General features: G+C 70.5%; 16 protein-coding genes and 1 tRNA gene. 10 read left to right on the forward strand and 7 right to left on the reverse strand.

Annotation, left to right across the window (positions count from 1 at the left end; all coding sequences use genetic code 11):
* Positions 1 to 10: 10 nt before the first annotated feature.
* Positions 11 to 1,228: a hypothetical protein gene (locus tag ACOZ38_RS07530; RefSeq protein WP_424529384.1), complete on the forward strand. Its 1,218-nt coding sequence runs from the start codon at positions 11 to 13 to the stop codon at positions 1,226 to 1,228.
* An 18-nt stretch (positions 1,229 to 1,246) separates the two neighbouring features.
* Here ACOZ38_RS07530 and ACOZ38_RS07535 read toward each other — a convergent pair whose 3' ends face one another.
* Both ACOZ38_RS07535 and ACOZ38_RS07540 read right to left on the reverse strand, forming a co-directional pair.
* Positions 1,247 to 2,242, reverse strand: a complete 996-nt coding sequence (locus tag ACOZ38_RS07535; protein ID WP_405144990.1) for a LacI family DNA-binding transcriptional regulator — start codon at positions 2,240 to 2,242, stop codon at positions 1,247 to 1,249.
* A gap of 28 nt (positions 2,243 to 2,270) precedes the next feature.
* Positions 2,271 to 2,513, reverse strand: a complete 243-nt coding sequence (locus tag ACOZ38_RS07540; RefSeq protein WP_424529385.1) for a family 1 glycosylhydrolase — start codon at positions 2,511 to 2,513, stop codon at positions 2,271 to 2,273.
* A gap of 519 nt (positions 2,514 to 3,032) precedes the next feature.
* Between ACOZ38_RS07540 and ACOZ38_RS07545 the strand changes: the two genes are divergently transcribed.
* The 3 genes from ACOZ38_RS07545 (at position 3,033) to ACOZ38_RS07555 (ending at position 8,146) form a co-directional block, all read left to right on the forward strand.
* A complete protein-coding gene (locus tag ACOZ38_RS07545; protein WP_424529386.1) occupies positions 3,033 to 5,870 on the forward strand; it encodes a glycosyl hydrolase in 2,838 nt (945 codons plus the stop codon).
* Between the two features lie 90 nt (positions 5,871 to 5,960).
* A complete protein-coding gene (locus tag ACOZ38_RS07550; protein ID WP_424529387.1) occupies positions 5,961 to 7,370 on the forward strand; it encodes a glycoside hydrolase family 16 protein in 1,410 nt (469 codons plus the stop codon).
* Between the two features lie 59 nt (positions 7,371 to 7,429).
* Entirely contained in the window at positions 7,430 to 8,146 is a 717-nt protein-coding gene (locus ACOZ38_RS07555; RefSeq protein WP_424529388.1) for a YbhB/YbcL family Raf kinase inhibitor-like protein, read from the forward strand.
* A gap of 183 nt (positions 8,147 to 8,329) precedes the next feature.
* Here ACOZ38_RS07555 and ACOZ38_RS07560 read toward each other — a convergent pair whose 3' ends face one another.
* Entirely contained in the window at positions 8,330 to 8,899 is a 570-nt protein-coding gene (locus tag ACOZ38_RS07560; RefSeq protein ID WP_424529389.1) for a TetR/AcrR family transcriptional regulator, read from the reverse strand.
* 91 nt (positions 8,900 to 8,990) lie between these two features.
* Between ACOZ38_RS07560 and ACOZ38_RS07565 the strand changes: the two genes are divergently transcribed.
* Positions 8,991 to 9,737, forward strand: a complete 747-nt coding sequence (locus ACOZ38_RS07565) for an alpha/beta fold hydrolase (protein ID WP_424529390.1) — start codon at positions 8,991 to 8,993, stop codon at positions 9,735 to 9,737.
* On the opposite strand, the gene ACOZ38_RS07570 is transcribed toward ACOZ38_RS07565, so the two are convergent.
* Positions 9,686 to 10,309 carry a LysE family translocator gene (locus ACOZ38_RS07570; protein ID WP_405144997.1) on the reverse strand — a complete coding sequence of 208 codons (624 nt, stop codon included), beginning with the start codon at positions 10,307 to 10,309 and terminating at the stop codon, positions 9,686 to 9,688. The two genes, ACOZ38_RS07565 and ACOZ38_RS07570, sit on opposite strands and share 52 nt — an antisense overlap.
* 148 nt (positions 10,310 to 10,457) lie before the next feature.
* Here ACOZ38_RS07570 and ACOZ38_RS07575 point away from each other — a divergent pair, with 148 nt between their 5' ends.
* Positions 10,458 to 13,331, forward strand: coding sequence for a helix-turn-helix transcriptional regulator (locus ACOZ38_RS07575; RefSeq protein WP_424529391.1), 2,874 nt, complete (start codon positions 10,458 to 10,460; stop codon positions 13,329 to 13,331).
* Positions 13,332 to 13,560: 229 nt separating this feature from the next.
* Here ACOZ38_RS07575 and ACOZ38_RS07580 read toward each other — a convergent pair whose 3' ends face one another.
* Positions 13,561 to 13,956, reverse strand: coding sequence for a response regulator transcription factor (locus ACOZ38_RS07580; RefSeq protein ID WP_405144999.1), 396 nt, complete (start codon positions 13,954 to 13,956; stop codon positions 13,561 to 13,563).
* Between the two features lie 769 nt (positions 13,957 to 14,725).
* Positions 14,726 to 14,917 carry a hypothetical protein gene (locus ACOZ38_RS07585; RefSeq protein ID WP_424529392.1) on the reverse strand — a complete coding sequence of 64 codons (192 nt, stop codon included), beginning with the start codon at positions 14,915 to 14,917 and terminating at the stop codon, positions 14,726 to 14,728.
* A 198-nt stretch (positions 14,918 to 15,115) separates the two neighbouring features.
* Between ACOZ38_RS07585 and ACOZ38_RS07590 the strand changes: the two genes are divergently transcribed.
* Both ACOZ38_RS07590 and ACOZ38_RS07595 read left to right on the forward strand, forming a co-directional pair.
* Positions 15,116 to 15,922 (forward strand): C40 family peptidase, encoded by an 807-nt coding sequence (locus ACOZ38_RS07590; protein ID WP_424529393.1) that lies wholly within the window; start codon positions 15,116 to 15,118, stop codon positions 15,920 to 15,922.
* Between the two features lie 378 nt (positions 15,923 to 16,300).
* Positions 16,301 to 16,375: transfer RNA gene (locus tag ACOZ38_RS07595), tRNA-Arg, on the forward strand.
* Between the two features lie 218 nt (positions 16,376 to 16,593).
* On the opposite strand, the gene ACOZ38_RS07600 is transcribed toward ACOZ38_RS07595, so the two are convergent.
* On the reverse strand, positions 16,594 to 17,718 hold the full coding sequence (locus ACOZ38_RS07600; protein ID WP_424529394.1) for a hypothetical protein: 1,125 nt from the start codon (positions 17,716 to 17,718) through the stop codon (positions 16,594 to 16,596).
* A 520-nt stretch (positions 17,719 to 18,238) separates the two neighbouring features.
* Between ACOZ38_RS07600 and ACOZ38_RS07605 the strand changes: the two genes are divergently transcribed.
* Together ACOZ38_RS07605 and ACOZ38_RS07610 are read left to right on the forward strand one after the other, a co-directional pair.
* Positions 18,239 to 19,666: an endo-1,4-beta-xylanase gene (locus ACOZ38_RS07605; protein ID WP_424529395.1), complete on the forward strand. Its 1,428-nt coding sequence runs from the start codon at positions 18,239 to 18,241 to the stop codon at positions 19,664 to 19,666.
* A gap of 1,952 nt (positions 19,667 to 21,618) precedes the next feature.
* The gene (locus tag ACOZ38_RS07610) at positions 21,619 to 23,100 is read left to right on the forward strand and encodes an amidohydrolase family protein (RefSeq protein WP_424529396.1); all 1,482 of its coding nucleotides are present in this window, start codon (positions 21,619 to 21,621) and stop codon (positions 23,098 to 23,100) included.
* Positions 23,101 to 23,103 lie beyond the last annotated feature (3 nt).

A 23,103-nucleotide genomic window follows, 5' to 3' on the forward strand; every position in this document is an offset into this window, starting at 1 on the left:
CACGGCTGCGTTGGACGGTTCGGTTTACGTCTATGTCGAGGACGTGCGAGACGAGGGCGTCGGCCAGGTCCTCGACCGGATCGCCGGGTACGGCGTGCGCGAGGTGACGGTCGCCGCCGCCTGCCACGGAGCCCGCGACGTCACCCCGCACGGTGCCTCGCGGGTGACCGTCCGCGCCGACGGCGTCCACTTCACGCCGCCCGCCGACCTGTTCGGCGACCTGCGCCTGGTGCCGCCCGTGCAGGACGGCGCCGCCGGGGAGCCGCTCGTGGCGCTGCGCGAGGCCGCGGCCGACCGGGGGATGGCCCTGCACGGGTGGACGGTGTTCCTGCACAACATCACGCTCGGCCTGCGCAACCCGGACGTGACCGTGCAGGACTGCTTCGGCGGGCGCGGCTTCCCCGCGGCCCTGTGCCCCGCCCACCCGGACGTCCGCCTGTACGCCGTGGCCCTGGCCAGGTCGGTGGCACGGCAGGGAGTGAGCAGCGTGGTGGCCGAGTCCCTGCACTTCGGGGGGTTCGCCCAGGGATACCAGCAGGAGAGGTGCTTTGTCCCACTCGGCCCGATGGACGAGTTCCTGTTCGGCCTGTGCTTCTGCTCGTGGTGCATGCGGCGCGCGGCCGACCTCGGGGTCAAGGCGGAGGTGGCGCGGGAGGAGTGCGCCCGCATCGTCGGCGCGGTGCTCGACGGCGACCCGCCCGCGCAGGGCGAGGTCACGCGCGCGGCCCTCACGGCCTACGCCGGCCCCGAGGTGGTGGCGTACGCGCGAGCCCGTTCCGAGACGGTGACGTCGCTGGTCAGCGAGGTGTCGTCGGCGGTGGCCGCCGAGGGCTCCCGGCTGACCTTCCTCGACGGCACGGGCCACAGGAAGGGGTACGCCGACGGCCTGCCCCCGGCCGGCCTGGCCGCGCACGACGCCTGGCAGCTCGGCGTCGACCTGGTCGCGCTCGGCGACCTCGTGCCGTCCTTCGGGGTCCTCGCCTACGCCAGGGACGCCGCGCGGGTGGCAGACGACGTGGGCGCCTACCGCCGTTCGGTCGGCAACGACAGGGAGCTCCGGGTGGTGCTGCGCCCCGGCCGTCCCGACACCGACTCGGAGGACCGGCTGGCCGCCAAGGTGCGCGCGGTCAAGGCCGCGGGCGGCGACGCCGTCGACTTCCACGCGTACGGGCTGGTGCCGTACAGCGTGCTGAACCGCATCCCGGGGGCCCTCGGCCGCAAGGCCTGACCCCCGGGCGCGGTGCGCTCAGGCGGACTCGCGGATGACCAGCTCGCTGGGCAGGATGATGTGATCGGTCGTGCGGTCCTTGACCGGGGTCAGCAGCAGCCGCACCATCGCGGTCGCCTGCTCGGTGATCGGCTGGCGCACCGTGGTGAGCGGCGGGTCGGTGTACGCCGCGGCCTCGATGTCGTCGAAGCCCACCAGGGCCACGTCGTCGGGCACCCGGCGCCCCGCCCGGCGCAGGGCGCGCAGCGCGCCGATCGCCATCTCGTCGTTCGCCGCGAACACCGCGTCGAGCGCGGGGTCGTCCTCAAGCAGCTGCCGCATCGCGTCGGCGCCGGAGGCGCGGGTGAAGTCGCCGACGGCGACGATCGACCGGCGGTCGGAGTCGCGCAGGGCGTCGCGGTAGCCGGTGAGGCGGTCCTGGCCGCCGATCATGTCCTGCGGGCCCGCGATGGTCGCGATGCGGCGCCTGCCGGTGGCGAGCAGGTGCCGCACGGCCGCCCCGGCGCCGCCCACATTGTCGTTGTCGACGTACGGCAGCGCCACGGCCACCGCGGGCCTGCCGTACGAGACGACCGGCACGCCCATGCGGTTGAGGGCGGCGGGCAGCGGGTCGGCGCCGTGCATGGACAGGAGCAGGACCCCGTCGACGTGCCCGCTGGATATGTAACGCTCCACCCGCTCGTGGCCGCGCGGCGAGCTGGCGAGCATGAGCACGATCTGCTTGTCGGACGACTCGAGCTCGCTGCTGACCGTGCGGACGACCATGGAGAACAGCCGGTCGTCGGAGAACACCCTGGTCGCCGGCTCGGAGATCACCAGCGCGATGGAGTCGGTGCGCTGGGTGACGAGGCTGCGGGCGGCCGAGTTGGGGACGTACCCCAGCTCGCTCACGGCCCGCAGCACCGTGTCCCTGATCTCCGGGGTCACCGTCGACTGGCCGTTGACGACCCGCGAGACGGTCGCCCGGGAAACGCCCGCTCGCGCGGCGACCGCTTCCAGGGTGGGTCGTTTCATTCGCAGAGCCCTGTCTTCCTCGGGTCGATCATGGGGCGAGGCCGTTCCCCCGGATGACATCCCGGTAGCCCAGCCCGCTGTCCTTGGGGAGCCGGCGCCGGGTCTCGCAGTCGGCGTGCACGATCCCGAGCCTCCGGCGGTACCCATCGTGCCACTCGAAGTCACCCGGTCGCGACCTTACGAGACACCCCCGGAGGTCCGCGTCATCCAGGGGCGGGGCGAGGCGGCAGGGGAGCGCCGGCTCCTGGACGCCCGCGCGAGTGGTCCCCACTGTTCCTCCGATGATCCGCCTGCCGGGGGCAGGGCGAGGCCGGGCGCGGGCGGAAGCGGCCGGCCGGGGGCGATCCCACGCATTTCACGTGATCTGAAAGAGAGCGCTCTCGGTCCGGGGCGGGGCCGGTGCCGATCCGTGCCGGGAGGTGTCCCCATGATAAAGGTTCTTTCCCATTATCTCGGCCAGTCCCAGTGGGACGGGGCATATGTCGTGAACACCCGCTTTCGTCCCTGGTGGTGAGCTTGACGGTGAGGCCGGCCGTCGCGGCGGTCGGCGAAAACGGTTGGAGAGCGCTCTCAAGATCTTCGAGAAACATTCTCTGGCTGTTGACACGGCTTGTCAGCCCATCTAGCGTCAGCGGCGCTGAGAGCGTTACAAGCAAGTTACGTCGACGCGAACACCTGGATCCCAGCGCTGTGCGGGCCTCGAACGGCCGTCGGGCCCGCGGTAGGAGTTGTCGCCGGTCATCGCCTCGTCGAGGCGGGCCGGTCCCCCCCACGACGAAAGTCACGCCGCATGACCACCGATCTCCCCAGGAACCCCTCCTCGAGACGACGGTCCGCCGGGTTGGTCGCCGCCACCCTGCTGGCAGGCCTGCTCTCCACCGTCCCCGCCACTCCCGCAAGCGCCGCCACCGTCACCGTCGGGGCCGGCAGCTACACGACCGACCTTCCCGCCGGAGCCGTCGGCCCGTCCAACAACGCCGGCGCGCCCGTGACGCCCAAGATCACCTCCGCCGTCACGGCGAAGGTCCCGACGAACGACTGGTGGTCCTCGCTGGCCTTCCAGCGGTACGCGGGCAACCCCTACTCCGAGAACATGTACGCCCACCCGCTGGCCTTCCACGCCGCGGCGGGCGGCCTTGAGGTCAGCTACCCGACCACGCCCACCATCTCCGCGTCGCAGTACGACTACACCCACGCCCGCGACCTCACCCTGGGCGTGACCGGCCTCAACGCGCCGAGCACCCAGGTGGACGGCTGGTCCGACTGGACCGTCACCCCCTACTGGTCCGACGGCACCCGCACCCTGCGCGCCACCATCGGGCACGGGCTGCCGTTCGTGTACGCCACCCCCTCCGGCGGGAACGCGCAGGTCAGCTTCGTCGCGACGCCCACCATCTGGGCCGACAGGGGCAACGTGCTCGGGGCCACGGTCAACGGGCACGACTACGCGCTGTTCGCGCCCACCGGCACCGACTGGACGATCGCCGGTACGGCGGCGACGGTGGCCCTCGGCGGCAAGAACTACTACTCCGTCGCCGCCCTGCCCGCCCGGGGCGCGCTCGACCTGTTCGCGAAGTACGCCTACTCCTTCGTCACCGGCACCAACGTGAGCTGGTCGTACGACGAGGCCGCCGCCCGGCTCACGACCACCTACACCGCGACGACCACCGCGAAGGAAGGCACCCAGACCGGCACGCTGCTGGCGCTCTACCGGCACCAGTGGCTCGCCACCACCGACCCGCTGACCACCTACACCTACGTGTCGCCGCGCGGCACGATGAAGCTGCGCGAGGGCGCGTCGTTCAGCACCCGGCAGACGTTCCACGGCGTCCTGCCATCCCTGCCCGACCTCGGCGCCTACGACCGGGCGCGGCTCGGCGACTTCGTCAAGCAGGGGGCGGCGGGCGACCCGCTCGCGGGCACCGGCGACACCTACGGGACGGGCAAAACCCTCGGGCGGCTCGCGCAGCTCGTGCCCATCGCCGAGCAGCTCGGCGACACCGCGTCCCGCGACAAGCTGCTCGGGATGCTGAAGACCGAGCTGCAGAGCTGGTTCACCGCCGGCGGCGAGCAGTTCCGGTACGACGGCACGTGGGGCATCCTCACCGGCTACCCCGCCTCGTACGGCAGCGACTCCGAGGTCAACGACCACCACTTCCACTACGGCTACTACCTCATGGCCGCCGCCACCGTGGCGAGGTACGACCGGGCGTGGGCGGCCGACGGCCAGTGGGGCGGCATGGCGAAGCTGCTGGCGAAGGACGCGAACAACTGGGACCGCACGGACACGCGCTTCCCGTTCCTGCGCAACTTCGACCCCTACGCGGGCAACGGCTGGGCGTCGGGGCACGCGGGCTTCGCCGCGGGGAACAACGAGGAGTCGTCGTCGGAGGGGATGAACTTCGCGGCCGGAGCCCTGCTGCTGGGCGCCGCGACCGGCGACAACTCCCTGCGCGACCTCGGCATCTACCTCTACACCACGCAGGCGGCCACCATCGGGCAGTACTGGTTCGACGTGGACAACGTCGTCTACCCCGCCGGTTTCGGCCATGACACCGTCGGCATGATCTGGGGCGACGGCGCCGCCTACGGCACCTGGTGGACCGGCAACCCCGAGGAGATCCACGGGATCAACTACCTGCCCATCACGGGCGGCTCGCTCTACCACGGGCTCTACCCGAACAAGGTGAAGGCCGGCCTGGCCGAGATGGAGGCCAACAACGGCGGTCCGGCGGTGGAGTGGCGCGACATCATCTGGGAGTACCGCGCGCTCGGCGACCCGGCCGCCGCCAAGGCCAACTGGGACGCGGGGTGGAACTCCTACACTCCGGAGGCGGGGGAGACCAAGGCCCACGAGTACCACTGGATCTACAACCTGGCCAGGCTCGGCACGGTCGACGCGGCGGTGACCGCCGACACCCCGACGGCGGCGGTCTTCAGCCTGAACGGCACGCGCACCTACGTGGCGCACAACTACGGCACCGCCGCCCGCACCGTCACCTTCTCCGACGGCAAGAAGCTCGCGGTGCCGGCCGCGTCGACCGCCACCAGCGCGGGCGGCTCCACGCCACCCACGCCGACCCCGACACCCACTCCCACGGTGACGCCCACCCCGACACCCACCCCGACGCCGACTCCCACGGTGACGCCGACTCCGGGTTCACCGACCCGCTACCTGCTGAGCGGGGGCGCGCTGTCCGTGGCCGGCGGCGCGGCGGGATCGGACACCGTCTCCTCGGCCGGGGGCACCACCCACGACGGCACCCCCTACAACCCGCTCGTCTACACCTCGACCGGCCTGACCATGTCCTACACCGGGGCAGCCACCGCGTTCGACCTGTTCCTCGACGCGGGAACCTCGGTGGGCAACGGCGTCCAGACCCGCGTCTCGTACGACCTCACGGGCGACGGCACCTACGACCGTGTGGAGACCTACAAGTACTTCGCCACCGATCCCGTCGCGGGCTGGGAGCACTCCACCCAGGCGGCGGGCCTCGCGTCCTCCTCAGGCGCGCTCGGCAACCTCGTCAACGGCCGCGTGAAGGTCGAGATCTGGAGCGCGATCGGGACCAACCCGACCTCGCTCGGGGTCGGCAACCGCTCCGTGGTCACCATCCCGTTCAGCTGACAGCGGCGGCGCCGGCCCGGAGTCTCCGGGCCGGCGACCGTCCTCGCGGAAAGTGTGTGATCTGCCCCCACGAGAGAGATGAGGAAAATCATGTCCCCCGATCCAGTGCCGAGAGGCCGTCCCCGGATCCGCCTCCTGCTGGCCGCCATCGGCGCGGCCCTCCTCCCTGTCATCGCGCTGACCGCCGCGGGCGCGGCCGTACCTCCCACCCCGGGCGGCTGGAGCCTGGTGTGGAGCGACGACTTCAACGGCTCGGCGGGCTCGCTCCCGTCGTCGGCCGACTGGATCATCGACACCGGCCACGCCTACCCGGGCGGTCCGGGCAACTGGGGGACAGGCGAGATCCAGAACTACACCTCAAACCCCGCCAACCTCAGCCTCGACGGCGCGGGCAACCTGCGCATCACCCCGATCAAGAGCGGCTCGGGCGAGTGGACCTCCGCGCGCATCGAGACCCGCAGAGCCGACTTCAAGCCGCAGGCCGGGCGCGTGCTGCGCGTCGAGGCCCGCATCCAGATGCCCAACGTCACCGGCAACGAGGCGCTCGGCTACTGGCCGGCCTTCTGGGCGCTGGGCGCGCCGTACCGGGGCAACTACTGGAACTGGCCCGGCACCGGCGAGTTCGACATCATGGAGAACGTCAACGGGATCAACGCGGTGTGGGGCGTCCTGCACTGCGGCGTGAACCCCGGCGGGCCCTGCAACGAGACGACCGGCATCGGCGCCAACCGGCCCTGCCCCGGCGCGAGCTGCCAGTCGGCCATGCACACCTACCGCTTCGAGTGGGACCGTGGCGTCAGCCCCAACCAGCTGCGCTGGTACGTGGACGGACAGCAGTTCCACAGCGTCGCGGAGAACCAGATGGACGCCGGCACGTGGGCCAACATGACCAGCCACGCGGGCTACTTCCTGCTGCTCAACGTGGCCATGGGCGGCGCCTTCCCCAACGCGCTCGGCGGTTCCACACCGACGGCGGCCACCGTGTCGGGACGTCCCATGGTCGTCGACTACGTCGCCGTGTGGCAGAGCGGGTCCGGCCCGACCACCCCGCCGACCTCGCCCACGCCGACGCCTCCCCCCGGCGGCGGCTTCGACGCGCGGTCGACCATCCAGGCGGAGAGCTACCAGGCCCAGTCGGGCACCGCGCTGGAGACCACGACCGACAGCGGAGGCGGCCAGAACGTCTCGCAGATCGGCAACGGCGACTGGCTCCGTTACGACGGGGTGAGGTTCGGCACGTCCGCCGCCACACAGTTCGTGGGGCGGGTCGCGTCCGGGGCCGCCGGCGGCGTCAGCGGCCTGGTCCAGGTGCGGCTGGACAGCCCGACCGCCGCGCCCATCGGTGACTTCGCCGTCGGCAACACGGGCGGGTGGCAGAGCTGGCGCACCGTGCCGGCCAACATCGCGGGGGTCACCGGCACCCACACGGTCTACATCACCTTCTCCAGCGGCCAGCCGGCCGACTACGTCAACCTCAACTGGTTCACTTTCGGCAACTGATTCGCGTGCGGCCCGCGTCCTGACCGGGGCGCGGGCCTTGCCAGCGTTAACCTGGACAGATGAAGATCGCCAACCTCGGTGTGGCCCGCGGCGGGCCGGGTGTGGTCCGCGACCGGTTCCGGGTGGTCCGCGGCCGGTTCGATGTGGTCCGCGGCGGGCCGGGTGTGGTCCGCGGGGGGCCCGGGGTGGTCCGCCGCCGGCTCGGTATGGCCTGCGTGGGGCTCCTGCTGGCCGTCCTCACGGGGTGCTCCGCCGAAGGGGCCTCACCGTCCGCCGGAGGCGCCTCGCCCTCGGCGGGAGGTGCGTCGGACCCGTCCCAGGGCGCTTCGCCGTCGGCCGGCCTCAAGGTGAGCAGCCCGGCCTTCGCCGAGGGCGCCGCGATCCCGAAGAAGTACGCCTGCGCGAGGCAGGGAGGTCAGGACATCTCGCCCCCGCTGGCCTGGACCGGAGTCCCCGAGTCGGCACGCGAGCTGGCGATCGTGGTGGACGACACCGACGCGCCCGGCGGGTCGTACATCCACTGGATCGTGACCGGCATCCCGGTCTCCGAGAGTGGCTCCGGCGAGGGCGCCACGCCGGGCAAGGTGGCGCCGGGCAGCGACGGCAGCCCCGCGTACGCGGGGCCGTGCCCGCCCGGTGGAGCGCACCACTACCACTTCATCGTGTACGCGCTGCGTGGCCCGATCAAGTCTGGCGGCGACGCCCGCGCCGTGCACAAGCGGATCGAGGACGCGGCCGTCACCTCGGGCGAGACGACCGGCACCTGGGGAAGCTGACCCCGCCCGGCCCGGCGTGCGGTCGTACGCCCTGGCCTTACGTGCGGTCGCGTACCCGGCTCGGTATGCGGTCGTATGGCTTGACCTTACGTGCGGTCGTGCACCTAGCACGGCGTGCGGACGTAGGCCTTGGCCCCGCGTGCGGTCGTGCGCCCGGCTCGGCTCGCGACCACCTGGCTGGGCTCAGCGTGCGGTCGAGGCGCCGGCCCCGTCGAGGACCAGGTCCACGGCCCGGTCGGTGAAGTCGTTGTCGAGTGGCAGTTGCCGGAAGACGGCGCGGAGCCACACGGCTCCGGCGAGCAGGTCGACGACCATCATGGCGTCGTTTCCGGAGCGTAGCTCGCCCCTGCGTACGGCCCGGTCGAAGATGGGCCGCTCCCGGGCGAACCGGTCGGCGAAGAAGCGCCGGGTCCCGGCGGCCAGGTCGGGGTTGTGTACAGCCGCGCCGAGGGCCGCCACCGCGACGTCCGAGGCCGGAGGTGTGGTCAGCAGGGCGGCCATGCCCCTGAGCAGGGCTTTCAGGTCACCTCGCAGGCTTCCTGTGTCGGGAACCTCGAAGTCCAGCGCCCGGGCCTCCACCAGCGCGTCTCCCAGAAGCGCGGCCTTGGACGGCCACCACCGGTAGATCGTCGTCTTGTTCACCCCGGAGCGCTCGGCCACGCCCTCGACCGTGAGCCTTTCGTACCCCTTCTCCGCCAGCGACTCCAGCGTCGCCTTGAAGATCTCCTGCTTCCTGCGCGGACCGTCTGCCATGCGGGCAGCCTATTGCAACGCACCGTTGCGTTGCCTTTAATGGAGGTATATGCAACGCACCGTTGCGTTGCGATTTGGGAAGGAGAGTGCCATGACGGTGCTGCCCGTCGTGTTCGTCCACGGCATCCGGGTCGCCGGCGCCATGTGGGGACCGGTGATCTCCCGGCTGGACAGGCCGGCGGAGGCTCCCGACCTGCCGGGACACGGCTCCCGCCGCGGCGAGCCGTTCACGATGGAGTCGGCGGCCGACGCGGTGGCGTCCGCCGTCGGCAGGATGGGGGGCCGGGCACTGCTGGTGGGCCTGTCGCTCGGCGGATACGTGGGCATCGCGACCGCCGCGCGGTTCCCCTCCCAGGTCGCGGGCCTGGTGGCCATGGGATGCACGGCGAGACCCGACCGGGTGAGCGCAGGCGTCTACCGTCTCGCGGCCTCCCTGGCGGCCCGCGATCCCGCGCTCGCCGGCCGCGTCAGCGCGTACGGCTTCCGCCGCGCCCTGCCAGGGGCACCCGGCGAGGCGGTCGTCGCGGGCGGGTTCGCCTGCGAGGTCATGCCCTCGGCGGTGGCGGCCGTGGCGGCCCGGGATCCACTGTCCGACCTGGCCGCGTACCCGGGCCGTGTGTGGCTGGTCAACGGATCCCGCGACCCCTTCCGCTGTCACGAGCGCGACTTCCTGCGCGCCTGCCGCGACGGGCGGCTGATCCACATCCCGCGCCGGGGCCACCTGACCGTGCTGGCCGACCCGGGGCGCCTGGCCCGCCTCGTCGAGGACCTGGCCTGCCTGGCCGATCAGCGGGCACGGCCCCCCGCCAGCGCGGTGGCGACGCCGAGCCCGAGGTAGACGCAGCCGCTGAAGTACCTCAGCGGCTTCTGCCTTCCGCGCAGCAGCCTGCTCAGGGAGCCCGCGCCGACGGCGTAGACCATGTCGCTGGCCAGGCCGAGCAGCAGCAGGGTCACGCCCAGCACCACGATCTGCAACGCGGGAGACCCGGCCGCAGGGTCCACGAACTGGGGGAGGAAGGCGAGGAAGAAGAGGATGACCTTCGGGTTCAGCACGTTGACCACCACGCCTTCGAGGAAGATCCGGTGGAGCGGCTGGCCGGTCGCGGCCCTGGCGGTCGCCTCCCGCCCGCTGGTGAGCGTACGGATGCCGAGGTAGACGAGGTAGGCGGCGCCCGCCCACTTCACGACGGCGAACGCCGCCGCCGATCTGGCGATCAGGTACGAGAGCCCCGCCGCCGCGGCGGCGATGTGGACCAGCGTCCCCGTCTCCACCCCGACGGCAGACGCGACCGCGGCCGCCCTGCCCTGCGAGATGCCCCTGGCGGTGATGTACAGGTTGTTGGGGCCGGGAACGACGACCAGCGCGATCGCGGCCAGCGAGAAGATCAGCAAGGTGGAGGGGGAGATCATGGCCTCGACCATAGGAGGCTTTCGCCCCGAAACAGAGGGCCATTCGCGGCCGCTTTTCATGTCCAATCCCGGTCATGTCGGTTTCATGGCCTTCGTGCGTTCATGCTGGCCGGGGGATCTGTCGGCCAGGCGTGAAATACTCCCGGACATGGCGTGGCGGGAGGCACAGAGTGCGCTTATCGGGCGGTCGGGCGAGCTCCGCCGCCTGATCGGCGTGCTCGACGCCGCGGTCGCGGGGCAGGCGGGGGTCGCGGTCGTCGGCGGCGACGCCGGCATCGGCAAGACCCGCCTCGTGACCGAGCTGGTGAGCCGGGCCCGCGCCCAGGGGTTCGCCGTGCTGATCGGCCAGTGCGCCGAGCTCGGTGACGCCCTGCCCTACCTCCCCCTCGCCGACGCCCTGCGCATGGCGGGCGACGATCCCGATCCCGACCTCGTCGCGGCGATCGAGGCCCGTCCCATGCTCCGCAGGCTCGTGCCCGGCTCGTCGTTCGACTCCGGGCCGGAGGCCGGTTCCGGCCTCACCCAGCAGCAGCTCTTCGGCTCGACGCTCGGCTTCCTCGCCGAGCTGTCCGAGACCAGGCCGGTCCTGTTCGTGCTCGAAGATCTCCACTGGGCCGACAGAGCCACCCGTGACCTGCTGGTCTTCCTCAGCCGCATGCTCCAGCACGAGCGGGTGTGCCTCGCCGGCACCTACCGCACCGACGACCTCCACCGCCGTCACCCGCTCCGGCCGCTCCTGGCCGAGCTGCAGCGGCTTCCCTCGGTGACCGCAGTGCGGCTCGGCCCGCTCGGCACCGACGAGATGTCCGACTACCTCGTGGCCCTGGGCGGGGCGGACGCCAAGGTGATCAGCGACATCATCGAGCGCGCCGAGGGCAATCCGTTCTACGCCGAGGAGCTCCTCGCCGCCGAGGGCCTTCCGTACGGGCTGGCCAACCTGCTCCTCGCACGCGTCGAGAGGCTCTCCGACCCCGCCCAGCGGGTGCTGCGCGCGGCGGCGGTCGCGGGCCGGCGCGTCGACCACGACCTGCTCCGCAAGGTTTCCGGCCTCGATGACGCGCAGCTTGAGGAGGCCATGCGCGAGATCGTCTCGCGTGGCCTGCTGCTGCCCGACGGAGACTACGGCTACGCGTTCCGGCACGCCCTTCTCCAGGAAGCCGTCTACACCGATCTGCTCCCCGGCGAGCGCACGCGGCTGCACGCCGAGTTCACCCGCCTGCTCGACGACTCACCGGCCGAGCTCGCCTACCACTACCTCGCCAGCCACGACCTGCCCGGGGCCCTGGCCGCGTCAGTGGAGGCCGGGCGACGGGCCGAGCGCCTGGGCGCGCCTGTTGAGGCCCACAGCCACTACGACCAGGCCCTGGCGCTGTGGCATCGGGTCCCCGACGCCGAGCGGGCCGCCGGCATCGACCGGGTGCGCCTGGCCGTGCTGTCCGCCGCCGCGGCCGCCGAGAGCGGCGACACGCACCGCGCCGTCATCCAGATGCGCGAGCTCCTGGCCACCGAGGAGGCCACCGCGGAGCTGTGGGAGCGCCTGGCGTACTACCTCATTGACGCCGACGAGGACACCGCCTCCTCCATAGACGCGGCGAAGACCGCGGTCCAGCTCGCCAACGACCCCGCCGCCTCGCACTCGGGCGCCGACGCGGGCTGCATCCTCGCCCGGGCGCTCGCCACCTACGCGCGAGCCCTCCTGTGGACTTCCCGGCACGACGAGGCGAAGGAGCTGGCCGGCCGGGCGCTCGACGCGGCCCGCGCGGCGGGCGTTCGCGACGCCGAGTCCAGTGCGCTGATCTCCCTCGCCACGATCGCCGACGTCGACGGCGACGGCGCGCGAGCCGAGGAGCTTCTCGCCCTCGCCGGCGGCATCAGCTCCGGTGACCTGTCCATCGACCTCCGGGCCATCTTCCACCAGGCCCGGGTGCTGTACGAGCGCGGCAGCCTGGCCGCGGCGGCCGTCAGCGCCGACCGCGGGGTGAAGCTGGCGCGCGAAAGCGGCCTGTCCTGGAGCACGTACGGCACCGACCTCAGATTCCTGCGGCTGCTCATCCACTACGTGGCCGGAGAGTGGGAGCAGGCGGGCGCGCTGGCCGCCATGTTCGCGGTGCGGGTGGGCAGGCTGCCAGAGGCGCGGCTGTCGGGTTACGCGCTGTTCGTCGAGGTGGCGCGCGGCGACGCCATCGTCGAGGAGCGCACGGCGTGGCTGAAGCCCTTCCTGCACGACGGGTTCGTGAGCTACATCGCGCGCGGGCTCGCCGCCGAGCACGCGCTGTGGAACGGTGACCCGCGAACCGCCATCGCGCACGTCGAAGCGGTCGTCGAGGTTCTGGAGCCGTTCGATCCCGCGATGATCCGCATCTGCGCCACCGGGCTCTGGGCGCTCGCCGAGCTGGGCGAGAGCCGGCGGCCTCAGGCCGACGACCTGCTGCGCAAGGCCCGTGCGGCGGCCACGACGGGGCCGGGGTCGGGCACCCGGGGCGAGGTCGGCGTCGAGGGACAGGCGTGGCTGGCCAGATGTGAGGTCGAGTGGCACCGCATCCAGGGCACCGCCGGCCCCGCGATGTGGAGAGCCGTCGTCGACGCCTTCGACTTCGGGTTCGTGTACGAGGTGGCGCGCTCGCGATGGCGCCTCACCGAGGCGTTGCTGGCGGCGGGCGACCGCGAGGAGGCACTGAAGGAGTGGGATCAGGCCGTGGCCACCGCCGAGGCCCTGGGCGCCGAGCCTCTCAGCCGCGCGCTGGCCGAGCTGGGCCGCCGAGCCCGGTTCCCCGCTTCCGGCCCGTCAGCCGTCTCCTCCGCGTCCCCCTCGGCCCCCAGCGCCCTCACCACGCTGACCGGCCGCGAGCAGGAGGTGCTCGCGCTGGTCGCCACCGGCCTTTCCAACCGCGAGATCGCGGAGCGGCTCTTCATCGCCCAGAAGACCGTGAGCGTCCACGTCTCCAACATCCTCGCCAAGCTCGGCGTCTCCTCCCGCACCCAGGCCGCCGCCTACGCCCACCAGGAAGGACTCTCCTCCTGACCCCTGGTGGCCGTGTTTCGCATGGTCGCGAACCGAGGCCGGTCGTCTGGGTGTCGATCCACCCGGCGCGATCACGCCACGGCCGCGTTCGTGGGTGCTCTGAGCGCCCGCAGGTGCGGGCCTGTCGGGAGACAGGCGCGGTCAGGCGATCGCGGTGCGGGCCCTGCGACGCCGGGAGGAGCCGATGACGCCACCGTCGTGATCTCAGGCGCTCTGAGGCGCCGGCCTGTCAGGCGCTGGTGGTGCGGGCGGCCAGGGCGAGGTCTCGTACCGCCTGGATCAGCTCGGCCGGGTCGAACGGCTTGGTGAGGTAGGCGTCGACGCCTATGCCGAGCCCCCTCTTCTTGTCGTCCTCCTGGGCCCGGGCGGTGATCATCATGATCTTGATGTGCCTGGTGCTCTCGTCCGCGCGGAGCTTCGTCGCCGTCATCCAACCGTCCAGGCGCGGCATCATCACGTCCAGCGTGATGACATCAGGTCGCACCGACGCCACCCGCTCCAGGCAGTCCTGCCCGTCGGTCGCCGTCTCGACCTGGAAGCCCTCCAGGCTGAGATTCACGGCGATGAGCTGCCGGATCACCTCGTCGTCGTCCACAACCAGCACGCGTCCCAGAAGCTCGTCCACGGCCGCGAGGCTAACCCCTACCGGTGAGTCTCGCGAGCCTTTTTCCCGAAGTTCCCCAAGCTCGCGGTAACACGGTCCCCCTTTCCTGACCGCGAGGATGGCTCGTTGGGACCGGTCCCCATCGCGTCCGAAACTCGCCGCGTACCTGGGTTATCCACAAACCGCTCAGGCGCGCCGGTCACACGTCTCCTTCACCGCAGGTCAGAGCAGGTGCGGCGAAGGGAGCTACTTACCCACGACCTCGGGTTATGCACAGAGCCCGATTCGGGTCGGCGCGCCTGATCCCGGCCAATTGATCCTGGGGCCTCGATTCCTCATCGAGCCCAAGGAGGCATCCGTGATCACGATGCTCATCACCACCGTCCTTGTCACCGGGGCGGCCCTTTCCGGAGGGGCCGGCGAGGGCGTTCCGCGCCTGCCCACCGGCCGATGCGCGCAGGTCCGCTGGCTTCCCGGCCTCGAACCCCTCGTGGGGCCGCGAAGTCTTCCCCCGGTCCGCTGGCTCCCCGCTCCCTCGTCTCAGTGGTTCCAAGCCGCTTCAGCGGCCTGGTTCGACACCGTCCTGCCGCGCTGGTCCGACGCGGCTCTCAGAAGGTGGCTCGACACCGTCCCCGCGAAGCTGCCCACCCCCTGGCGAGACGCCGTTCCGGCGCGGTGGCCAGAGGGCGTTCCGGCGCAGTGGTCAGAGGTCGCCTCGGCATGGCTCCGATCTCTCGCCGGCAGCCCAGTGGTCACCATCTGCGAAGGCGACACCCGAACCCCCGCCCCCTCAGCCGACCCCTCGCAAGCCCACCCTGTTCTGTCCTCCCAGGCCGACGTTCTTGACCCTCAACCACATCCCCTTCTCCCCTCCGAAGGCGGCCTCCTTCACCCACAAGGCCATCCCCTTCTCCCCTCCGAAGGCGGCCTCCTTCACCCACAAGGCCATCCCCTTCTCCCCTCTGAGGGCGGCCTTCTCCACCTACGACCACATCCCCTACTCCCCTCCGAGGGCGGCCTCCTTCACCCGCAAGGCCATCCCGTTCGGCCCTCCGAGGGCGGGCCTCTTCACCCACTCCCACCTTCCGAGCCACCGATCTCCACCCCCGCACGATCTTCGGAGTCGATTCCCTGGACACCCCGGCACCAGGTAGATCCACACGGCTCGCCAGGCGCACGCATGTGGACGTGGCCCGTCTATGACTCCCGCCCCAGCGAAACAAACGGACGTGATGAGGACGACGACGAGCCCCTCCTCCGAATCCACCAACCCGCCCCCATCGAGGCCCGCGAGCAACGCCCCTCCGCCCCACAACGCCCCGAGACCTCCGTCTCCCAACGTCCTGAGACATCGCGCCAACGACGTCCCGAGACCTCCAGCCGACAACGCCGCCACGACATCACCCCTAGGGACGAGCAGGAGTTCCCCACCCAAGACCACGGCGCCGAGCACCTTGGGCAGGACGACGGGAAGAAGCACCGCCGAGGCGTGCTCCCCATCGGTGCTCCCGGCAGATCCAGCGCGCACACAGTCGCGGGGAAGTCCAAGCCGTTAGAGAGCTCGACCGCTCGCTCCACCTCCCGATCGGGCCGGGCGGCGTCTGGAACTGTCGCCGCGTCCGCCGCGCTTCGCCAGCTCGGTACGCCGTATGTCTGGGGTGGCGGATCCGGGGCCGGGGCGACGGGTGGTGGCTTCGACTGTTCCGGGCTGGCCCTCTATGCCTGGGCCCGGGCAGGCGTCTCGCTTCCTCACTACACCGGCACCCAGTTCACCAAGGGCACCAAGATCCCCTTCTCGCAGCTCAGGCCGGGAGATCTCGTCTTCTTCGGCGGCGGCAGCGGCGATCCCACCCACGTAGGCATCTACCTCAAGAACGGCGTGATGATCCACGCCCCCAAGTCCGGCGACGTAGTGCGGAAGGTCGACTTCGCACACTCGCCCTACTACCGAGCCCGCTACCGAGGCGCCATCCGCCCAAGCAACTGACTCACCCTCCTAGCCCAGCCAGGGCGTGCCGTCATGAGCACGGTGCAGCCAGGGCGTGCCGTCATGAGCGCGGTGCCCATCTGCGCAGAGTGGACGGCCGGCGGGCTCCGGGTGACCTACCCCGGCACGGCACCCGAAGCCCAAAGGCCAACTCACCCCTCCAGAACGCCCCCTACCTCCAGGCGCACACGCAGGACGGGGACAGAACACGGGGCGTTCGGTGTGGGGGTTGCTGGATCCACGCTGAGGGGGTGCTGCCACGCTCGTTTCGAGGCCCATCGCCGCAGCCGCCACTCGCGCCCCAACGGATCCTTGATCGCGAGCTGGCTTCCAAGTAACCGAAGGCCCTCAGATGCTGGTAGCCTTACCACTCGTTGAGCCCCCTTAGCTCAGGGGATAGAGCACCGGCCTCCGGAGCCGGGTGCGCAGGTTCGAATCCTGCAGGGGGCACCAGCGATCTATCTTGGGAAACGCGCTCTGACCTGCGGTAACGCAGGTCTTTTGCGTTTCTGGGGTGTGCCAGCGTATGCCACTGAGAGCAAGCGACTGTCAGTGATCACGCACCATACGCGCACCGCCCAAACAGGCTGCCCCACCTGCCGAGACGGGCGCAGGGGTCAGCGTACGGCCGGCCCCTCACAAAACGCCCGCTCAAGCCGTCATGTGCGGTCTCACGAGATGCGCCAGAACGTGCCGTTCGCCGAGAGGCCGTCCGGGTCGCCCTGCGGCGGGACCGTGGACCCCACCGCCCACACTGTCGATGTCCTGGGCTGGCGCGCGAGGGAGGACAGCACGGTGTCCGTCCTGGCCCTGCGAGGTAGCGGCACCTTCGTCCAGGTCTCGCCGGTCACGTGCCAGAGGGTGGGGTTCCATTTGGACTCGACGATCCAGACCCCGCTGGTGCCGTCCGCCTCCACCTGGCTGAGCTGCTGGCCGTCGACCGTGCCCACTGCCATCGTCCATGCGGTGCCCTCCCAGTGCGCGGTCAGGCTCCGGGAGAACGTCTCCTTGTCCCCGTGTCTATTCCAGCTGAGACTGCCGACCGCCCACACGTCCTTCGGCCCGAGCACCGCGATGTCGTCCAGGGTGGCCTGGGCATCAGCCGACGGGAGCTTCAGTGCGGGGAGGGGGACCTCCGCCCAGGCCGTGCCGTTCCAGCGGATGACGAGGGGCTGCTGCCCCTTGTGCCCCGCCGCCCAAACCTCTCCGGCGGCATGCGCGTCGATGGCCTTGAGGTTGCCCGGCACGGGTACGGACGTCCACGTGGTGCCGTTCCAGTGCCTGGCCGTGTGCAACGACGGTGAGACGGCCCACACGTCCGTCGCACGTACGCCGGCCGCGTCGGTGGCGGTGAAGCCGCCGCCTAGGGAGCCGCCCAGGGAGTGGTTCGTCCAGGAACGGCCATTCCAGTGCACGGCCAGACTGCTGCCGAACACCCACACGTCCGAGTCCGAGGTGGCGTTGATCACCTTCAGGCCGAAGGGCGGGCTGTTCGCGATCGACATCCACGATCTGCCGTCGAACCGCTCGACCAGGCCGTGGTTCACGCCGCCCACGTCTCGGTGCCCGACAGCCCATACCGTTCCTCCACGCAGGACCGTCACGTCGTTGAGCACGTCGTACCCGGGAATGTCGCTGACCTTGACGATCCGCCAGCCGGGCGTGGCATGCTGGACCGCGCCGAGCAGCGATGTGCCGCTCGCGGGCGCGTGCCGAGCGTTGATGGACCCCGCCGGGGCGGGAGAACAGGCCCCCACGACGACGGTGGCCGCGGTGATGAAGATGGCGACGCGCATGACGATCCGTTCCGCCGGCAGCTGGGGATCACGCGGAGGCTTCGCCTCCGCTGTTCTCTGTTGAGACGGCCGGACGGATCACCTGGTTCGCTCCCGATGCGCCTGGATTGTTCACGACGCCGATGTCCACACCGGCCCACACCTGCTGCAACGACATCTGTGCTGGACCTGATTGGTGAGGGTGTTGGGGTGAAATTTTCATCGAGATGTTTCGGCCCGGGATAACGCGACTGCCGCAACGTCTCTGCTGGTCGGAATGGATGCTGAAGTGCATGCGAGGACGTGTGCGCGAGGCGGAATTCTCGAAACTTTCGTGACGGTCTTGACACATTTCGGGGAGGTTTCCACACTGAGTCCCCGAGGCGGTCTCTCCATGCCAGGTCGGTGGTGTGGCGGCAGGGGAGCTCCGTCTGCGACCTCCTCGTGGTGTGCGTCCTGGTTTTGGGGTCGGGGCGTAGATCCCGCAGGGGTGTCGGCGCGTTTTCCCGCTATTCCGTGACTCAGTTGTGGAGGCTCAGGCATGAGCACAAACGCCACCCCCCTCGATCGATCCCGGCGACCACGCAGCGGCCCCCGCCGGATGCTGCTCGCTGGTGCCCTCGGCGTACTCGGCACGATCACGGCGCTGGCGATGTCGGTTCCCGCCGGTGCCGCGGCGAGCACGTTGGGCGCGGCTGCCGCGCAGAGCGGCCGGTACTTCGGCACCGCGATCTCCGCGGGCAAGCTCGGTGACTCGGCGTACACCACGATCGCCAACCGCGAGTTCAACATGGTGACGCCCGAGAACGAGATGAAGATGGACGCCACCGAGCCCCAGCAGGGCCAGTTCAACTTCACCAACGGTGACCGGGTCTACAACTGGGCCGTCCAGAACGGCAAGCAGGTCCGCGGGCACACCCTGGCCTGGCACTCCCAGCAGCCGGGCTGGATGCAGTCCCTGTCCGGCAGCGCGCTGCGCCAGGCGATGATCAACCACATCAACGGCGTGATGGCCCACTACAAGGGCAAGCTCGCCTACTGGGACGTGGTCAACGAGGCCTTCGACGACAGCAACGGCGGCCGGCGCCAGTCCAACCTGCAGGCCACGGGCAACGACTGGATCGAGGTGGCCTTCCGCACCGCCCGCGCGGCCGACCCCTCGGTGAAGCTCTGCTACAACGACTACAACATCGACAACTGGACCTGGGCCAAGACGCAGGGCGTCTACAACATGGTCAAGGACTTCAAGTCCCGCGGCGTGCCGATCGACTGCGTCGGCTTGCAGGGCCACTTCAACAGCGGCAGCGCCTACAACAGCAACTTCCGCACCACGATCTCCAGTTTCGCCGCCCTCGGCGTCGACGTGGCCATCACCGAACTGGACATCCAGGGCGCCTCGGCCACGACCTACGCCAATGTGGTCAACGACTGCCTGGCCGTGTCGCGGTGCGTCGGCATCACGGTGTGGGGCGTGCGGGACAGCGACTCCTGGCGCTCGGGCGACACCCCGCTGCTGTTCGACGGCAACGGCAACAAGAAGGCCGCGTACACCTCGGTCCTCAACGCCCTCAACGCCGCCGGTCCCAACCCCTCGCCCACCCCGACCCCGACGCCCACCCCGACGCCCACTCCCACGCCGACCCCGACTCCTACTCCTACTCCGTCTCCGGTCCCGGGGGCGTGTTCGGCGACGATCGAGACGGTGAACAGCTGGCAGGGTGGGTTCCAGTCGACGGTGACGGTCCGCGCCGGCAGTTCGCCGGTCAACGGATGGACCGTGAAGTGGACCTGGCCCAGCGGGCAGACCATCAGCAACCTGTGGAACGGCACGCAGACCGTTTCCGGTTCGACCGTGACGGTGCGCAACGCCGACTACAACGGCTCCATCGCGGCGAGCTCGTCCACCACCTTCGGCTTCACGGCCAACGGCACCGCGGCCACCCCCACCGCCACCTGCACCAGCCCCTGACCCGTCGCCACACGTGTCGGGCCTCCGACACGTGTGGCCCGCCGCACTTCGATCGTCTGCGCGCCGTACCCGGGCCAGGAGGCTTGCCGCATTGAGGAAGCGGTAGGTGGCCGGCCCGGGGAGGGTCTCCGGAGCCGGGTGCGTAGGTTCGAATCCTGCGGGGGGCGCTTACCGAAAGCCAGGCCAGACACAGTCTGACCTGGCTTTCTTACGTGCTCAATGATCGTTTCAGTTATGTCATCCTGCGACGTCGGTGGCCGTTTGGTGCTGTCGTCCTGCTGCGTCGTGGGGTGCCTGGTAACGGGTTCCGCGAGACGGTCATGGGACACGATCATCTGGCCTGATCGCTGGTGCGGTGATGGGGCCCTATCCGAACGTTTTCAGGGCCCGCTCGATGTCGGCGAGGCGACTGGGTGCGCTGATGGCACACTTCGCCGCGTCTTTGGCCCCCTTCTCTGGAAATCGGCTAAGCGGACGGCTTCTCAGATCCCTTCTCGATGATATTTTGACAAAGTCGCTGCGCATGACTGGTTATCCGCTGCGTCGGCTTTGCCGGCAGAGTGGCCCGGTTCTGGTTACTGAAGTACCGGTGCTCATCGAGTTTCGGTCCGGGGCCGGGTTGTCCGATCTTCGGGAATGACAATCATCTTCAGGACTATCATCGCCATTCACGGCGCACTCGTCATCGCGCCGTCGTGGCTACGCTGCTCGTATTCGTTGGCTTCACCGCCGCCGGAGTCTCTCACCCCCATCGCATCCCGGCGGGCCCCGTTCCGGTTCGTCATGCGGCGGGGATAGATGCGCCGCAGGACGCATTAGTCGCCGGTCACGCCGTCGTTTTCATCAGTGGTGGTTCGCTGGTTTGCCGCGGACCTCGCTGTTAGTTGCCTGATGAGGGTTGGGGTGAATGGCGGAGATGTACGACCTTGGTGTGTGTTGTCAACCGATGCCGGGAAGAATTTGTGATGGTTTATGGCGGTCTGAGATGTATGTGGATGCCAAAGTGGGGTTATGGCGTCGTGGTTGTGTAAGGACTTCGCGCCGGGTGTGAACGCGCGGTGCGGTTTCGCAGGATGACTTAATGATCCCGGACCGAGGCTTTGACCTCTCTGGGGTGACCGTCCATATTCTCCTCAACTAGCGTCTTTGGGGGTGACGTCGATTCGACATATTCCCAGGAAACCGGGTCGGCGCCCCGTTAGCCCGGCAGCACGCCGGGCTCGACAATCAGACATGGAGTGATATTTCATGCTGAAGCATGCTCTAGCCGCCGGCGCATTGGCGGTTTCGGGCCTCGTCGTTTCAATGACGATGTCGGCCCTGCCTGCCAGCGCAAGCGCGATAACCCACGAGCCCGAACCCGCCTTCATATCCGGGGCCCCGTTCCAAAACGAGCATCCTTGCTACTACAAGGGCTACTACCACCACCACTGGCACCATTGCCAGCACGGCCCGTATGGCTCGCACGGCCCCTACGGCAACCACGGTCCATACGGCAACCACGGTCCATACGGCAACCACGGTCCATACGGGCATCAGGGTCCGTGGGGACATCACGGTCCGTACGGTCAGGGTCCCTACGGCCACCACCACCAGGGCGGACCCAGGTGATCTAGCCGCGGTGGCGGACGGTTACGGCTGATCGGCGAGCCGAGACGTGAGTGGCGCTGTGGTGGCTGAGCACGCTCGGTGCGGTCGCCGCTCACCTCCTGCCGGGCCGGCCTGGCTTCCGGCCCGGCGCAGGGAGAGCCCGGCGCAGGGAGAGTCCGGCGCAGGGAGAGTCCGGCGCGCAGGCGGGTTCACGCGTCGGCGGCAGCGGCGACCATGGCGACGGCCGGCTCGTTCATCCGCGAAGGCTCCCGCGAAGATGGCGTAGGGACATACCCGTGCAACCGGTTCAAGAGGGGCGGGGGATGGTCCGTAGGCTGGGCGCTGGTGCTGAGGGGGTTCGGGTGGAAGAAGCGGATTACGGCCCGCACACGCTGCTGCGTGACGTCGTCGTCGAGCCGGACGGGGCCGCGTGCGACGTGCGGATGGCCGGAGGGCGGGTCGTCGCGATCACCCCGGCCGGGGAGCGGGCCGACGGGGCCGAGGTCGTCCATGGCGGCGGCGGCACGCTGCTGCCGGGGCTGGTGGACGCGCATGTGCACATGCTGCAGTGGGCCGCCACCCGGCGCAGGGTCTCGCTGGCGGGTGCCGGCTCCGCCGCCGAGGCCGTGGATCGGCTGGTGGCCTCGCTGGACGGGCTGCCCGCCCCCGTCGCTCGCGATGAGCTGGTCTTCGGCGCCCACTTCAGCGACGGGCTCTGGCCCGACCGTCCGCACAAGGACCTGCTCGAACGGGCCCTGCCCGCCCGTCCCGTCGTCCTGTTCAGCAACGACCTGCACGCCTGCTGGCTCAGCCCGGCGGCCCTGGCGCTGATCGGACGTGACCACCCGAGCGGTGTGTTCACCGAGACGGAGTGCATGGAGATCACCGCCGCGCTGCCCGCCGCTCCCGCCGAGGTCCAGGACCGGTGGGTGCTGGAGGCGGCCGACGCCGCCGCGGCCAGGGGCGTGACCGGAGTCATCGACTTCGAGTACGCCGACACCGTCGCGGACTGGTCACGCCGGCTGGCGGCGCGCTCGCCGAGTGTGCGGGTGGCCTGCGCCGTCGCCCGTTTCGTGCTCGATGACGCCATCGAGCGGGGCCACCGGACGGGTGACGTGGTCCCGGGGTCGGGAGGGCTTCTGACGACGGGCCCCTGCAAGCTGTTCGTGGACGGGTCGCTCAACACGCGGACCGCGTACTGCCACGATCCGTACCCCGGGCTGGGGTCCAGCGGGCAGCTGGTGCTGCCGCCGGAGGAGCTGGTCGCGGTGATGCGACGGGCGGCGCGGCACGGCATATCCCCGGCCGTGCACGCCATCGGCGACCTGGCCACCACCATCGCGCTGGACGCGTTCGCGGAGGTCGGCCACGGCGGGCGCATCGAGCACGCGCAACTCGTCGACCCCGGTGACCTGCGGCGCTTCGCCGAGCTTGGCGTGACGGTGGGGGTACAGCCGGCGCACGCCCCCGACGACAGGGACGTGGCCGAGCAGTACTGGCCGGGACGGACCGGACGGGCGTACGCGTATGCCTCGATGCTGGCGGCGGACGCCAGGCTGGAGATCGGCTCCGACGCGCCGGTCTCGCCGTTGGATCCCTGGAACGGCATCGCGGCCGCGGTGGCGCGTACCGATGACGACCGGCCGCCGTGGCACGCCGAGCAGGCGATTCCCCTGGACGCGGCACTCGCGGCGGCCAGCGGCGGACGTAGCCGGGTACGGGTCGGCGACCAGGCCGACCTGGTGGTGACCGGGTGCCATCCGCGCGACATCCCCATCCAGGACCTGCCCGAGATCCCGATCACCGCGACGCTGCTCGCGGGACGGCCGACGCACGTGGCCTGACCG

The organism is Sphaerisporangium viridialbum (assembly GCF_049674955.1).
Taxonomy (GTDB): domain Bacteria; phylum Actinomycetota; class Actinomycetes; order Streptosporangiales; family Streptosporangiaceae; genus Sphaerisporangium; species Sphaerisporangium viridialbum.

Excerpts from the sequence above, each read along its gene's own strand:
- ACOZ38_RS07535 (WP_405144990.1), bottom strand. The coding sequence starts at position 2,242 with ATGAAACGACCCACCCTGGAAGCGGTCGCCGCGCGAGCGGGCGTTTCC.
- ACOZ38_RS07545 (WP_424529386.1), top strand. The coding sequence starts at position 3,033 with ATGACCACCGATCTCCCCAGGAACCCCTCCTCGAGACGACGGTCCGCC.
- ACOZ38_RS07550 (WP_424529387.1), top strand. The coding sequence starts at position 5,961 with ATGTCCCCCGATCCAGTGCCGAGAGGCCGTCCCCGGATCCGCCTCCTG.
- ACOZ38_RS07555 (WP_424529388.1), top strand. The coding sequence starts at position 7,430 with ATGAAGATCGCCAACCTCGGTGTGGCCCGCGGCGGGCCGGGTGTGGTC.
- ACOZ38_RS07560 (WP_424529389.1), bottom strand. The coding sequence starts at position 8,899 with ATGGCAGACGGTCCGCGCAGGAAGCAGGAGATCTTCAAGGCGACGCTG.
- ACOZ38_RS07565 (WP_424529390.1), top strand. The coding sequence starts at position 8,991 with ATGACGGTGCTGCCCGTCGTGTTCGTCCACGGCATCCGGGTCGCCGGC.
- ACOZ38_RS07570 (WP_405144997.1), bottom strand. The coding sequence starts at position 10,309 with ATGATCTCCCCCTCCACCTTGCTGATCTTCTCGCTGGCCGCGATCGCG.
- ACOZ38_RS07575 (WP_424529391.1), top strand. The coding sequence starts at position 10,458 with ATGGCGTGGCGGGAGGCACAGAGTGCGCTTATCGGGCGGTCGGGCGAG.
- ACOZ38_RS07590 (WP_424529393.1), top strand. The coding sequence starts at position 15,116 with ATGTGGACGTGGCCCGTCTATGACTCCCGCCCCAGCGAAACAAACGGA.
- ACOZ38_RS07600 (WP_424529394.1), bottom strand. The coding sequence starts at position 17,718 with ATGCGCGTCGCCATCTTCATCACCGCGGCCACCGTCGTCGTGGGGGCC.
- ACOZ38_RS07605 (WP_424529395.1), top strand. The coding sequence starts at position 18,239 with ATGAGCACAAACGCCACCCCCCTCGATCGATCCCGGCGACCACGCAGC.